General features: G+C 40.9%; 15 protein-coding genes. 8 read left to right on the top strand and 7 right to left on the bottom strand.

Annotated elements, in window-relative coordinates:
- Window positions 1–61: 61 nt before the first annotated feature.
- Window positions 62–520 (top strand): MaoC family dehydratase, encoded by a 459-nt coding sequence (locus BGP15_RS05210; protein ID WP_046673910.1) that lies wholly within the window; start codon window positions 62–64, stop codon window positions 518–520.
- A gap of 40 nt (window positions 521–560) precedes the next feature.
- Window positions 561–1025: a GNAT family N-acetyltransferase gene (locus BGP15_RS05205; RefSeq protein WP_046673909.1), complete on the top strand. Its 465-nt coding sequence runs from the start codon at window positions 561–563 to the stop codon at window positions 1023–1025.
- Here BGP15_RS05205 and BGP15_RS05200 read toward each other — a convergent pair.
- Complete coding sequence (locus BGP15_RS05200) at window positions 1022–1996, bottom strand: YeiH family protein (RefSeq protein WP_046673908.1); 975 nt, start codon at window positions 1994–1996, stop codon at window positions 1022–1024. The two genes, BGP15_RS05205 and BGP15_RS05200, sit on opposite strands and share 4 nt — an antisense overlap.
- 242 nt (window positions 1997–2238) lie before the next feature.
- On the opposite strand from BGP15_RS05200, the gene BGP15_RS05195 reads away from it, so the two are divergent.
- Window positions 2239–2598: a bleomycin resistance protein gene (locus BGP15_RS05195; RefSeq protein WP_046673907.1), complete on the top strand. Its 360-nt coding sequence runs from the start codon at window positions 2239–2241 to the stop codon at window positions 2596–2598.
- A gap of 76 nt (window positions 2599–2674) precedes the next feature.
- Here the strand turns inward: BGP15_RS05195 and cysM are convergent, their stop codons facing one another.
- The 4 genes from cysM to BGP15_RS05175 form a co-directional block, all read right to left on the bottom strand.
- The gene (gene cysM, locus BGP15_RS05190) at window positions 2675–3547 is read right to left on the bottom strand and encodes a cysteine synthase CysM (protein ID WP_046673906.1); all 873 of its coding nucleotides are present in this window, start codon (window positions 3545–3547) and stop codon (window positions 2675–2677) included.
- A gap of 5 nt (window positions 3548–3552) precedes the next feature.
- The gene (locus BGP15_RS05185; RefSeq protein WP_046673905.1) at window positions 3553–4362 is read right to left on the bottom strand and encodes a serine O-acetyltransferase; all 810 of its coding nucleotides are present in this window, start codon (window positions 4360–4362) and stop codon (window positions 3553–3555) included.
- 120 nt (window positions 4363–4482) lie between these two features.
- Complete coding sequence (locus tag BGP15_RS05180; protein WP_046673904.1) at window positions 4483–4866, bottom strand: DUF3037 domain-containing protein; 384 nt, start codon at window positions 4864–4866, stop codon at window positions 4483–4485.
- Window positions 4844–5641 (bottom strand): HipA family kinase, encoded by a 798-nt coding sequence (locus tag BGP15_RS05175; protein WP_046673903.1) that lies wholly within the window; start codon window positions 5639–5641, stop codon window positions 4844–4846. The genes BGP15_RS05180 and BGP15_RS05175 overlap by 23 nt, the downstream gene beginning before the upstream one ends.
- Window positions 5642–5943: 302 nt before the next feature.
- Between BGP15_RS05175 and BGP15_RS05170 the strand changes: the two genes are divergently transcribed.
- The 4 genes from BGP15_RS05170 to BGP15_RS05155 are packed head-to-tail and all read left to right on the top strand — an operon-like array spanning window position 5944 to window position 9141.
- The gene (locus tag BGP15_RS05170) at window positions 5944–6486 is read left to right on the top strand and encodes a DUF1599 domain-containing protein (protein ID WP_046673902.1); all 543 of its coding nucleotides are present in this window, start codon (window positions 5944–5946) and stop codon (window positions 6484–6486) included.
- A gap of 7 nt (window positions 6487–6493) precedes the next feature.
- Window positions 6494–7678: a BT_3928 family protein gene (locus tag BGP15_RS05165; RefSeq protein WP_286768886.1), complete on the top strand. Its 1185-nt coding sequence runs from the start codon at window positions 6494–6496 to the stop codon at window positions 7676–7678.
- Between the two features lie 5 nt (window positions 7679–7683).
- Entirely contained in the window at window positions 7684–8199 is a 516-nt protein-coding gene (locus BGP15_RS05160) for a shikimate kinase (protein ID WP_046673900.1), read from the top strand.
- A 3-nt stretch (window positions 8200–8202) separates the two neighbouring features.
- Window positions 8203–9141, top strand: a complete 939-nt coding sequence (locus BGP15_RS05155; RefSeq protein WP_115049646.1) for a glycerophosphodiester phosphodiesterase family protein — start codon at window positions 8203–8205, stop codon at window positions 9139–9141.
- Window positions 9142–9286: 145 nt separating this feature from the next.
- On the opposite strand, the gene BGP15_RS05150 is transcribed toward BGP15_RS05155, so the two are convergent.
- Window positions 9287–11809: a cation-translocating P-type ATPase gene (locus tag BGP15_RS05150; RefSeq protein ID WP_286768885.1), complete on the bottom strand. Its 2523-nt coding sequence runs from the start codon at window positions 11807–11809 to the stop codon at window positions 9287–9289.
- Window positions 11810–12296: 487 nt separating this feature from the next.
- Between BGP15_RS05150 and BGP15_RS05145 the strand changes: the two genes are divergently transcribed.
- A complete protein-coding gene (locus tag BGP15_RS05145) occupies window positions 12297–12662 on the top strand; it encodes a response regulator transcription factor (RefSeq protein ID WP_286752397.1) in 366 nt (121 codons plus the stop codon).
- A 67-nt stretch (window positions 12663–12729) separates the two neighbouring features.
- On the opposite strand, the gene BGP15_RS05140 is transcribed toward BGP15_RS05145, so the two are convergent.
- Window positions 12730–14142 carry an aldehyde dehydrogenase family protein gene (locus BGP15_RS05140; protein WP_159332751.1) on the bottom strand — a complete coding sequence of 471 codons (1413 nt, stop codon included), beginning with the start codon at window positions 14140–14142 and terminating at the stop codon, window positions 12730–12732.
- Window positions 14143–14145: the final 3 nt, after the last annotated feature.

The following is a 14145-nucleotide window of genomic DNA, read 5'->3' as shown; positions in this document are numbered from 1 at the left end:
CTCCCCCTTCTTCATAGAAAGCGGAGAACGATACCAACAAAACGCGATAAAAAGATTACATATGACAATAATTAACAATTATGAAGAGTACAAAGCCTTTGAAGGAAAATCATTAGGCGAATCCCAATGGCATGTTATTGATCAAAAACAAATTAATCAATTTGCGGATGCAACCCTTGACCACCAATGGATTCATTTAGATAGTGAAAAGGCCAAAACTGATAGTCCTTTCAAATCGACTATTGCTCATGGCTATCTGACCTTGTCCCTCATTCCTTATTTATGGAAACAAATTGCTGAAGTAAGAAATGTCAAAATGGAAATCAATTATGGGATTGAAAACCTACGTTTTGCACAACCCGTTTTGGTTGACAATGCTGTACAGCTCCATACACAAGTAAAATCGGTTGTCAATTTGAGAGGGGTTGTCAAAGTTACCATCGAAGCTACATTGAAAATCAAAGATAGTGCAAAACCGGCGTACGTGGGTGATGTGATCTTCTTATATCATTTCAATTAATTCCAACCTTAGACTATAGGCCATTAGCGAATTCTTATACATGCGCAATAGCTTTCAAATAAAACTTGTTACAAATCATAAGGAATATCCTTATGATTTGTTGCTTTTGGCAGACGAAACCATTCATGCAATTGACAAATACCTCTATGAATCGCTAGTTTATGTTGTCTATGAAACGGTAAAACCGATCGCTGTTTTCTGTTTATATCCCGTCAATACGGATACATTAGAGATTAAAAACATTGCCGTATCACCAGCGTATCAAGGCATGGGGCTCGGAAGTCAACTACTTGATTTTATCAAGGAAAACTACCGGCAATACCCGAACCTGATTGTAGGTACTGCAGATTGTGGCCTGGCCCAAATTCGCTTTTATGAACGAAATGGCTTTGTTAAATACGCCATCCGTAAAGATTTTTTCATTGAAAATTATGAGCTGCCTATTTATGAAAATGGCCAGTTGTTGAAAGATATGATTATGCTGCGGTATACGTTAAATCCCTAGAGACAAAAATAGATATAGATGAGTACTGGTATTGATAATCCCAACCACAGCACTACCCCCTGTAGTATTGCTTTAAAACCTACTGCCAACAAGACCTCCCTCGACAAACTTGCTCCAATTAAAAACAACGTTAAGGTAAGCCCCATCTTTGAAATAGAAACGACATAGCCTCCTATATACTGAAAAAAAGGGATATAACTTGTTAAGATAACCGCCAATACAAAGAGACCAATAAAATACGGTATTTTAATTCTTGTCCCTTTGGTTTTGAATGCTACAGCACTCAAACAGGCAATTGGAATGATCCATAACGCTCTGGTCAATTTTACGGTTGTCGCAACCTGTAGTGCTTCATTACCGTACTTACTTGCCGCACCAACGACAGAACTGGTATCCTGTATGGCAACCGCACACCATAAACCAAATTGCGTCTGGCTGAGATCAAGCAAATGACCGACGACAGGAAATACAAATAAAGCAATGGCATTAAGTACAAATATGGTCCCTAACGCCACACTTACTTGCTTTTCATTGGCTTTTATCGTCGGTGAAACCGCAGCAATGGCACTTCCTCCACAAATGGCAGTGCCGACAGAAATCAAATAAGCGGTCACCTTTTCCAATTTGAGTAACCTACCCAATAGATAGCCCAATGATAATGTTCCGAGAATAGAAATAACGGTTAACACAAACCCCTGCTTACCCGTTTGGATAGCTGTATCGATATTCATTCCAAATCCAAGTCCAACCACAGAAATCTGTAACAAAATCTGTGTTGCCCTGTGATTGACTGCCAGAAAGGGATGGCCAATCCATTGCGCTACAATAATACCCAAAAGTAAGGCAAGAGGGGCCGACACAAATGGGGTAAGACATAATACAAATAAGAGTATAAAAATGATTTCCCGAACGGAGACCTTTCGATTGAGCAGCTGCTTATAACGAATTGTCGTATTTATTTTTTTGTCCATGACAATGATGCATTGATTTGGCACAAAATTGAATAACTCTCAATTATTTTAAAAGACACAATTACAAATAAGTCATAACAATTGGTTATAACAGACAACTACATTTTAACCAAAATAATTAAAGGATACGCTATTAAAATGAAAGAATCCTTCCCATTAGAACATTAAAATATTACGATAAATGATTATATTTCAACGAGGTTATTCATAGGAATTAAACTTGACTTAATAATTATATACCGATGACACTGACAGCCATTCATCCCAAACTGCCCATGCGCAACAAAACCATCACAAAAGATTTTTATCTACATAAACTTGGATTTTCATTATGTGGAGCAGTCGATTACGAAGGTTACCTGATGCTAAAAAAAGACCATATTGAAATTCATTTTTTTGAATTCCAAGAACTTCCACCAGAAGAAAATTATGGTATGGTTTATATACGCACAGACGACATTGATTGTCTGTATCAGTCTTTTCAAGAAAATCACGTTGAGATTCACCCCAATGGCAAACTTGAGATTAAGCCCTGGGGTCAGCGGGAGTTTTCGATTTTAGATCCCGACAGCAATCTACTCACCTTTGGCGCCGATGCTTAAATAGCGAAAAGCCCACTAAAGATTGCTAAAAATCAGCAAAGATCCATAGTGGGCTTGGTATTGTTCGTATGGGTTCTTAGCCAAAAAGGTCTGAACTCAAATAGCGGTCACCTCGGTCACAGGCAATAAATACAATAAGGCCTTCGTCGATTTCATTTGCAATTTTAAGTGCTCCTGCAAAAGCTCCGCCGGTGCTCATTCCTGCAAAAACCCCTTCACGCTTAACAAGTTCCCGGGCAAGCGCTGTTGCCTCCTGTTGGGATATATCGATAACGCGATCTACCCTGCTTGGATCAAAAATCTTAGGCAGATAGGCTTCGGGCCAACGCCGTATGCCTGGTATGGAAGATTCAGGAGTGGGCTGACAGCCTACGATCTGAATGGCTGCATTTTTTTCCTTCAAATAGATGGAATTTCCCATAATTGTCCCCGTAGTCCCCATGGCGCTTACAAAATGTGTAATCTTCCCCGCAGTATCACGCCAGATTTCAGGTCCCGTTGTTTTGATATGTGCTTCGTAGTTATCTGGATTTGCAAATTGATTCAATATAAAATAGCCTTCTTTTTCGGCCTTTTCTTCTGCATAATCGCGACATATTTCCATGGATTCCAATAAAGTAACTTTCGCCCCGTAAGCCTCCATCGTAAGCGTTCGCTCCCGCGTTGAAGAAGCTGGCATCACAAGCTCGAGGTTAAGTCCATATATACCGGCGATCATAGCAAGTGCGATCCCCGTATTACCGCTCGTTGCCTCGATCAATTTACTATCTTTTGTAATATCGCCCCGCTCCATCGCCGAACGGATCATATTGAGTGCTGCACGATCTTTCACCGAGCCCGCAGGATTATTACCCTCCATTTTTGCAAAGATCCGCACCTTGGGATTTGTATGAAATTGTGTAATCTCGACTAAGGGTGTATTTCCTATGGTATCTATGATATTTCCCATGGTATCTATATTATTGGTTTCGAATCTATAAATTTTGATGTAGCCTGATGGTATACGGTGGTGTAAGGCTCGACAGAACTTGTCAACCAGACATTCCCGCCAATGACCGAATGATGGCCAATGTGTGTTTCGCCGCCCAGGATTGTGGCTCCAGAGTAGATAATAACATGATCGCCAATTGTCGGGTGGCGTTTTACATTGGAAAACACCTTATCCACACTCAGGGCCCCCAGGGTTACACCCTGATAAAGTTTCACATAATTACCGATGGTGCAGGTTTCACCGATAACCAATCCGGTGCCATGGTCAATATGCAGATGATGGCCTATTGTTGCTCCAGGATGGATATCAATTCCCGTTTTGGAATGCGCATGTTCTGTCAATATGCGCGGTATCAAAGGAACACCCAGGCGATGTAGTTCGTTCGCCATCCGGAAAATACAGATCGCAAAGAAACCGGGATAAGTACGTACAACTTCTCTTTTATTCTGTGCTGCAGGATCGCCATCCATCAATGCATCTGCATCCCAGCACATCAATTCATAAAGTTGTGGAATCCGTTCAAAAAACTGGTGCGCTACTTCCGAGTGATTGCAGCTTTGACAAGCTTTGGATTTGCTCAGGAGCTGCTCAAGCTCCAATTCAAATTGTTCAAAAGCGAGCTTCACATCATCGACCGATTTCATCTCGCTAGAATTTCGTTCGGGGAAGAGCACATCCACAATTCGGATAGCCCAGCCGCAGATCTTCTTGTTAGAAGGCATTTCTAGAACAGCCAATTGCTGTTCATAGATATGTTGATAAAAATCATGCATCTTCACTAGTTTATTAAAACAAATATACTATACAATATTGATAGATTAAGCCTTATTATCAAAACTTAGCCCCATTGCCGATCATTGAGCTCATTTGATGAGCAGAGCATATCTTTTAGCTTAGCGAACCAAGCGTTCAAACAGCTCGTTCAATGTTGCTTCGGGATCCTCACATAATCCGGGGTGTGATGCCGAGCATTGAATCAGGGTACTTCGCTTCGCTGTGAGCCAACGAAACCGTTCAGTGATATCTAACTCGGCAAGTTTACCGGCATCTTTTTCGCCGTGGCAGATTCGCTGGAAGGAAGACAGATGATTTTCGATCAACTCCAACTCGATATTCGGGCAAAGAGCACGCACCTTTTGTTCATTGACCAGATAAACCATCTTCGCAAAACGATACTTACGACAATAAAGAGCTACGCCTACATTGATAAATTCCTCTCGCTCCACTCGTGGTATCAAACGTACCACAGCATACTCATATACGGTCTTTTCTGGCATCTTCTATTTGTTTTACAAAAATGGATGAATTGGCTACACGCTGTTTCAGGAAAGAAACATACACTTCGCGCGCATCGGCCGCAGAGAGCTCACGTTCGGCATCTTCCAGCCATTCATCGGGTACCACCGCCAATATTCCACGAAATACCGCTTCCGTAAAAACGGAACGATATTCCTGATCTATTTTCTCCACCATACTCGCATTTTTGAGCAGTACGTGATCTTTAATCTGAACAAATGGTTTTAGGGATTGTTCTTCCCAGTTATCCCAGCTGTGATGGAAATATAAGGAAGCGCCGTGATCTATCAACCAAAGTTCTTTATGCCATATCAGCATATTTGTATTCCGAACGGTACGGTCTACATTCATCAAGAGAGAATCCAACCAGACAATTTTCGAAGCTTCCTCCGCGCCGATGGCATCAACATTCGCATCAAATGTGATGGCTCCACTCAGAAAATGAAGTCCCAGGTTTTTGCCTACACTAAATTTGAGCAGATCCTGAATTTCTTCATCGGGTTCTGTACGGCCAAAGGATTCGTCCAGCTCCGCAAATACAATTTCGGGAACCCTCAATTTTAGCAATCTTGCCAGCTCTCCACCGATCAGTTCTGCGATCAATGCTTTTCGTCCCTGACCTGCCCCTCTAAATTTTATAACATAACTAAAGCCGTCATCGGCATCGACTAATGCGGGCAAAGACCCTCCTTCCCGAAATGGTTGAACATATCGGATGATCTCTACGTCTCTAATAACAGGTTGTTTAAAATCCATGAATTATATTTTTACGATCTTCAAAGTTGGCAATACCATGCAAACTGATCAAACTTATCTAAAGTTACCTATATTTAAACGTTTGCAGCTATAGGAAACGAGAAATTCACGTCATGTACTTGCACAATGCCGCTACTCTTTGTCCCTGCGAACTATTAAGTGTGGTAATATCCAAAATTATTGCTTATATTTTAGCAATAAAGCACAAATTGTACATTCATTTGACCGTTGGAAGTATTATTTTCTAATTATATTTGTAGTGTAATCACAACTTGTCTCATCAAGTTTCTTCAATCAACGATATGGATACCATTCAGGAATATAACAATGTTATCAAACATTGTCAGGATTTATTTATTAAAAAAACAAAAGATTATGGAACGGCCTGGCGGATTATGCGCCTATCTTCCATTACAGACCAGATTTACATTAAAGCACAACGTATACGCACGCTAGAAATCAAAAAGGTTTCCAAAGTTGGCGAAGGCATTGTCGACGAATATATCGGTATTATCAATTACTGTGTCATGGCCATGATTCAGATTGATTTGGGTGAAGATGGTGAAGAAAATCTGGATCCAACTTTTGTGAATCAGAAATATACCGAAAAGGTTACCGAGACCAGAGATCTCATGCTTGCCAAAAACCACGATTATGGTGAAGCATGGCGCGATATGCGTGTTTCTTCCATGACAGATCTGATCTTGATGAAAATTCACCGCGTTAAACAAATTGAAGATAATGATGGGCAAACCCTTGTTTCTGAAGGCATCCATGCCAACTATCAAGATATGCTCAACTACGCAGTTTTTGCATTAATTAAATTAGGAATTGCACAACAATAATCGGATTATGACAGCCACACAGCAGCGTACCAAAACAAATTATCTTTTAGGATTTTGCCGGATTTTTACGGGACTTTTGTTCATATTCTCCGGTTTTATTAAAGCAAATGACCCGACAGGGTTTGGCTATAAGCTTCAGGAATACTTTGAGGTCTTTCATCTCACAGCTTTTAATGAATACGCCACTGCCATGGCCGTGGTGATATGTGGTTTTGAAATTTTGTTAGGCGCACTTTTATTACTTGGGGTTTATGCAAATACCGTTGCCTGGGGCCTGCTGCTGCTGATCCTGTTTTTCACCTTTCTAACCTTCTATTCGGCATTTTTTGAGGTCGTGACCTCATGTGGTTGTTTTGGCGATGCCATCCCACTCACACCTTGGCAATCATTTTCTAAAGATCTGGTGCTGTTGGCCTTGATCCTTATTATATTTTTTAACCGAAAACAATTACGATCAATTATCAAAGGATCAGGCAATCAATTCGTTGCTACTTTGATTACAGCGATCATCTCCTTAGGTATTGGTGTTTACACCGTAAACTACCTCCCCTTTATTGATTTCTTACCCTACAAAGTTGGCAACAACTTACCTTCATTAATGGTATTACCTGAAGGCAAACAAGGCGATGTCTTTGAGCAAATCTATACCATGAAAAACAAAAAGACAGGCGAAACCAAAAAGGTCAATGACAAAGTCTATATGGCTGACAAGCTATGGGAAGATGAATCATGGGAAATTATAGGTGAGCCTGAGAGTAGATTAGTAAAAAAAGGATATGACATCCCTATTCCTGATCTCTTAATTACAGACGCTGATGGTGCAGATCATACACAGGAAATCATTGCCAACCCGTATTATAACCTTGTGATCGTTGCAAAAGATCTTTCTTCGACCAATATTGATGCTATCCAAAAGATCAATCAGACAGCCATTCAGTTAACAAAAGATTATAATGGACTGCGCGTTGTTCTATTGACTGCTTCTCCATCCAAAGACGCGCAATATCTGAGTGATAAAATGCAATTAATTGCGGAGATATTCTATGCCGATCTCATTCCTCTGAAAAGCATGGTGAGAGCAAATCCTGGTGTACTGCTCCTAAAAGGAGGCAACGTCGTTGGAAAATGGCACTATAATAATTTTCCGGATGCCAAAACCATTGAAGATAAATTTCTAAGTAAAGACAAATAGTACCTATGCCTAAACCTATATTTTTGATTGGTTATATGGGAAGTGGAAAAACTACCCTGGGTAAGAAACTTGCCACCAAACTCGAGCTCCCTTTCATCGACACTGATGAGGAAATCGTCAAACAAATTGGCATGAGCATTACCGAATATTTTAGTCAGCATGGTGAAGACGCCTTCCGGACATTAGAACGCGAGCAATTGCGTAAATTTGCGGAGAATGCTGCCGTAATATCTACGGGTGGTGGCGCCCCCTGTTTCTTTGATAACATGGAATGGATCAAGGCGAATGGTTATGCCGTCTACTTACAGATGTCGCCCAAAGCACTTTTTGACCGTCTTTCTCAATCTAAATTACACAAACGGCCCATTCTGATCGGAAAATCACCGGAGGAACTACGGCTATTTATTGAAGAAAAGTTGATCGAAAGAGAACCTTATTATACACAGGCACATTTGACGATTGACCAATTAAACACGAGTGTCGAGACACTGGCCGATCTGATTAATCAGTACAATAGATAGATAATGAATATACGTACCCCCCACTACTTCCTTTTATTGATCTGCTTTATCGTAAGCAGTTGCTTTCGTAATGGAGCCAATACGGATGGCTTGCCGGTGGGTAAACGTATACAGCTCCAAAATGTGGAGGAATTATATCAGTTTTTGACCTATGATGATAATCGTTATCCATTGGTCAGTTTGCATCGTGGGGGCCCCGCATCCGGATACCCGGAGAATGCAATCGAAACTTTTTCCTATAACGCGAGCTTACAGCCAGTCCTTGTTGAATGTGATGTTCGTATCAGTAAAGACTCAGCATTAATATTAATGCATGATAATACGCTAAACCGAACAACCACAGGTAGAGGGACTGTGAACGCCAGCACATTGGCTGAGCTCAAAAGTCTTCGTCTATTGGACAATAACAAAAAGATAACGCCCTATAGGATCCCTACGCTGGAAGAAGCACTTGCTTGGGGAAAAGGAAAGGTAATCTTCACCTTAGACATTAAAAATGATGTCCCTTATGAAGCCGTTATCAACGCTATTCGCAAACAAAGAGCAGAATCCAGCGTAGTCATCATTACGTATAGTGCCAACCAAGCGGCCAAAGTACACAGTCTGGCGAGCGACATCATGATTTCGGCTTCGGTCAATAACATTGAGGACCTTGCTCGTCTAAATGAAAAAGATATACCCGACAATCGCTTGTTAGCTTTCGTCGGAACACGTGAAGCAGATCCAGCATTAACCAAAATACTACATGACCATGGCATCATGTGCATATTGGGTACACTGGGGAACTTGGACAAACAGGCCGACAAAAAAGGCTTTCAAGTTTATGCTGGGTTTATTGATCGCGGCGCAGACATATTAAGTACAGATCGACCTACGGAAGCAGGGCGAGCGCTGAATTTCTACATCAAGAAAAGAGGAATTACTTCGAAATTTATTCAGTAAGACTGATAACATCATTTTTCCACCTCAAATCACTACAGAAATCATTTCGCCATCAAATATCGCACTTGAAACTGCATCGCATCATGAGCTTAGGCTGCCTCTCAGCTAATCGTTGTTAGTGTAAATTTCAAATCCTAATCTTATATTAAGATTTATCAGATTTTCTTTGAACTGAAATTCTCCGGATCAATTTATAAACCTCAAACCATAAAACGGATACTGCAGCCACGGACAGCGCTATTCCCAATTCATATCCACTTAGGGCTGTTACAGCAAAAAATTGGGCAACCGGAGCAACATATAATATCACCGCTAAAAATAGAAGCACAGCGATCGAAATCCCAACGAGCAGCAAGTTTCGGTTTTTAAAACTCTCCAGGATACTATAATGGAAAGATCGATTGGCATAACTCAGTAAAATATTGGCAAAGATTAAAGTAGCAAAAACCATAGCCCTTGTTTTTTCCTCGGTTCCCCCCTGCTGAACAGCAAATTGATAAACAAAAAGAATTCCTATGGTGATTATCAGGCCTTGAACAATGCTGATTCCAAGCTCATTTATACTCAAAAAAGTGTCGCTCATAGCTCTAGGAGGCCGCTTCATGGTATCCTTTTCAATAGGTTCATTTTCATATACAATCGAGCAAGTAGGCCCCATGACCAATTCGAGGAAAATCACATGCACAGGGCTAAAAATCTGCGGAAATACCCAGCCTAAAAACAAAGGGAGTGATACGGTCAAAATAATGGGGATATGAATAGAAATGATGTATTGAACCGCCTTCTTGATGTTTGCGTAAATCCTTCTTCCGGCGGCTATACCGATGATTAACTTTTGTAAATCGTCGTTTGTGATAATCAATGCCGCGGCTGATTTTGCAATTTCAGTACCTTTATTGCCCATTGCCACGCCGATATGGGCTGCTTTTAATGCTGGGCCATCGTTCACCCCATCGCCAAGCATCGCCACGACCTCGCCTTTCTTTTTCAGGGCATTTACAATGGCCAGTTTAGCATCCGGAAACATTCTGGTAAATAGCGTTGTTTGCTCTGCTATCGCCATAATTTCAGCTTCGGACTTGTTTACGATTTCACTGCCATTGACCGGCGCAGACAAAATACGAATTCCGGCCTGAGCTGCTATTGCTTGAGTCGTATCGGCATTGTCGCCGGTAATCACATTGACTTTAATCCCCGCATCATAAATATCTTGAAACACGTCCTGAATACCCTTTTTGGGCGGATCATAAAATACCGTCAACCCTAAAAATTGGAACTCAAATTCCTGTTGATTCGCAGGGAAATTATTGCCTTCGAATGTCGCTTTCCCCACACCTAATAAGCGAAAACCCTGCGCTCCATAGGATTTAACAATAGCCCTAATTTTATTTTTCTCCTTATCGGACAGCTTGGATACGCTAAGTATAGCCTCCGGCGCCCCTTTGGCAGCAATAATCCGATCTTTTCCTGTATTTTCGAAAAGATGGGTCATCATCGGCGGTTTACCCTCTAAAGGATATTCATGAAATAGTGCATATTCCTTTCTGAGGTCCCGCTTTTGCGTTTTTTCATACATTTTATGTAACGTAATTTCCATGGGGTCGAAGGGCACAGGCTCACTGCTCCACATCGCATAATCGATAAGCTCTCTTAAATCGGATTCATCAAACCTTTCCTGATCATAAGATGAATCCGTAGCATAATTATAGAGGTATTTCAATTGCATGGAATTCTCTGTAATAGTCCCGGTCTTATCGGTACAAATCACCGTCGTACTGCCCAAAGTCTCAACAATACTGCTTCTTTTGATGATAATCCCCTCACGCATGAGCTTCCATGCGCCAAGCGCCATAAAAGTCGTAAATGCAACAGGAATCTCTTCTGGCAACACAGACATCGCCAACGTAAGTCCATTGAGCAAGCTCGCCACCAAATTACCACTATCAATAAAACTGTATATACATACGAATAAAAAAATGAGTATACCGACAATGGCCATTGCTTTTACAAACTTTTGGATTTGCACCTGCAATGGCGAAATTTCTTCTTTGATATTCTTTATCGATTCACCGATTTTCCCAACACGTGTCTCTTTACCGATTTCAGTAACTTCAAACACGGCCAGGCCCGAGACCGTAACTGTCCCACTGTAGACCAGATTATCCTCGGACTTACTGTCCTTAAAGACCGAAAAACTTTCCCCTGTCAGCGAAGATTCATTGACAGAAAAATCGTTACTATGTAAAATACGACCATCAGCGTTTATAATTCGACCTTCCTCTGTAATACAGAGATCGCCCACAACAATCTCATGTGTTGGAATTTCACTAACCTTCCCATTTCGAATCACAGTGCTTAATGGTTCATTCAGCTTTTCAAGTTCCTCCAGGGCTTTTTTGCTACGATTGTCCTGATAAAAGGAAATTGCCGTAACGGCAACAATAGCGACAAACATAAATACGGCCTCTCCGTAATTCCCCACAAAAACATAAATCATCGAGATGATAATCAATAGAATCAGCATAGGCTCCTTCAAAATATCCACAAGCAGTTCAAACCATGTATTCTTGTGGCTATCGCTCAATTGATTCCAACCATATTTAGCTCGGGAGGCATGCACCTCAGTTGCGGAAAGACCTTTCAGATTCTCGGGAATATTATATGACATATCGAATGAACTAGGTTGATTAAATATAATGAATAATTCTGGTATACAGGGATTAAAACATCTGTCAGCTATCGTCTCCCTTATCCGTAACATCATGTTACAATCTTTAATTTTCAGCCTTTACTTTTTGTAAAAAAGGAAGGATACAAAACTCATCAACAACAGATTAGCATAAAATTTACCTTCTACTGCTTTTCTTTTATTGAATATTTCTATTACAATCCTATATTTGCGCAGAAATTCACTTGGGGACATTGAATTTCATATTAGCCGAAAGCAATTTTGCGATCATTTTCCAATAATACCAGGACAGCTTCTTGCTATTGAAGTCCTTCTTTGCTACCTATGTTTTCAGACCATGTAAAACACAAACAGAAGCTGAAAACTAAACATATATTGTAAAATATTCTGTACCTATCGTCAGGATATGGAATAGGATCTAAACTTGTTGTGGCCTCCATAGTAGTATATTAATAATAAAAATAAGATGGTCATCTTAATTGCAGAAGATAATGAGTTGATATTAAGGACAGTTCAATACAAACTGATCAAGGCAGGTCATGAGGTTATCACTACCACCAATGGAAAAGATGCAATTGAAAAGCTCAATACAATGGATCTCGATTTGATCATTACCGACATTATGATGCCGTTTGCTTCAGGAATAGAAGTACTTTCTTCCATAAAAAAGCTCGAGAAAAAAATCCCCGTCATTGTACTTTCCAACATGGGACAAGAAGAAGTCGTCATTGAAGCTTTTGATCTTGGCGCTTCAGATTTTATGGTGAAGCCGTTTAGCCCGGAAGAACTCCTATTACGGGTCAATCGAGTGACAAGCTACAATCGCAACTAAATCCTTCCCGGATAGCTGGCTCTAAAGGGCAGGGTAGCTGTCTTTATTGAAACACCGTTTCAAGTGACTAAATCCATTTCTTCAATAATTTAAAAACCTTGTTCTTTTTAGCATAGGGTGGATAAATCAACGTAGAAACTGAAAATTTAGATTGAAACATGACAGCTCTTTCATGTGAAAATGCCTTAAAGCCAAACTGCCCATGACAGCTGCCCAAGCCACTGCCATTGACACCACCAAAAGGCAAATGAGGGTTGGAAACATGAATCAAAACGTCATTCACACAAGCACCTCCAGAGGACACCTGTTGGAGGATATATTGAATATTGGACTTGTTATTGCTAAATATATACAAAGCCAAAGGCTTTTCAGCACGATTAATCAGTGCTAGAGCCTCTTCTTGGTCTTCATAGGTTATTATGGGAAGTATGGGGCCAAATATTTCTTCCTGCATAATGCTGTTGTCGGCCCTCACATCGATCAACAATGCAGGGCTTAATGTCAGATCATCGGCTAATTGTCCGCCTTCGCGCAGTTTTGCCCCACATGCTATTGCATTGGTGATTAATGAAACAAGACGACTAGCGTGCCTTTGATTAATGATCTTCGCGTAAACTGTTCGATCCAGCTGCCCATCACCGGTGAAAAACATACTTTTAACCGCCTTTAGATAATAGTTTACAAACTCATCCTGCTTATCTTTAGGCAAAAGAACATAATCTGGCGCAATGCAGGTCTGCCCCGCATTGATCAATTTTCCCCAAGCAACTTTGTGGGCAGTCATTTCCAAATCTGCAGTCTCATCTAGTATAACGGGGGACTTTCCGCCAAGCTCTAAGGTTACAGAACTGAGATTGCGGGAGGCAGCCTGCATAACCAGTTTGCCTACCGCCGGACTCCCGGTGAAGAAAATATGATCAAAAGGAAGCGCTAATAGTGCTTCGGAAACATGCTGTTCACCTTCAATACAGGCCAATTCCCGTTGGTCAAATCCTTTGGTCAAGATCTCCCCAATAACTGCCGATGTGAATGGGCTATGTTCTGAGGGCTTTAAAATCACACAATTACCCGCTGCAATAGCTGAAATCAAGGGGCTCATGGTGAGCTGAAATGGGTAGTTCCAAGGCGATATAATAAGCGCCATACCCTTAGGCTGGTAGGTAATTGTGCTTTTAGCAAGAAAATTGGTCATTGAACGACCAACCTTTCTAGGCTTCATCCATTTTCGTAAATGTCGTATTGCAAATGCTATTTCACCGTAAATAAACAATACTTCGCTTATGGCGGCTTCACTTCGTGACTTCCGTAAATCTTTTTCGAGCGCCGCATAGATTAAATCCTCATGACTTTCAATAAGCGCCCTTAGCTTGTAGAGTTTCTTTATCCGTTCCTCTGCACTGCTAGACCGTAATTCATATTTAAAAAGCTGCTGCTGTTCAAATATTAAACCGATCTGATCGGTTGATGTCTCTTTGTTCATACC

Source organism: Sphingobacterium sp. 40-24, from assembly GCF_001899705.1.
GTDB lineage: Bacteria > Bacteroidota > Bacteroidia > Sphingobacteriales > Sphingobacteriaceae > Sphingobacterium > Sphingobacterium multivorum.
The sequence above is the reverse complement of the archived record's forward strand: the minus strand, read 5'-3'. Positions and strand labels throughout refer to the sequence as shown.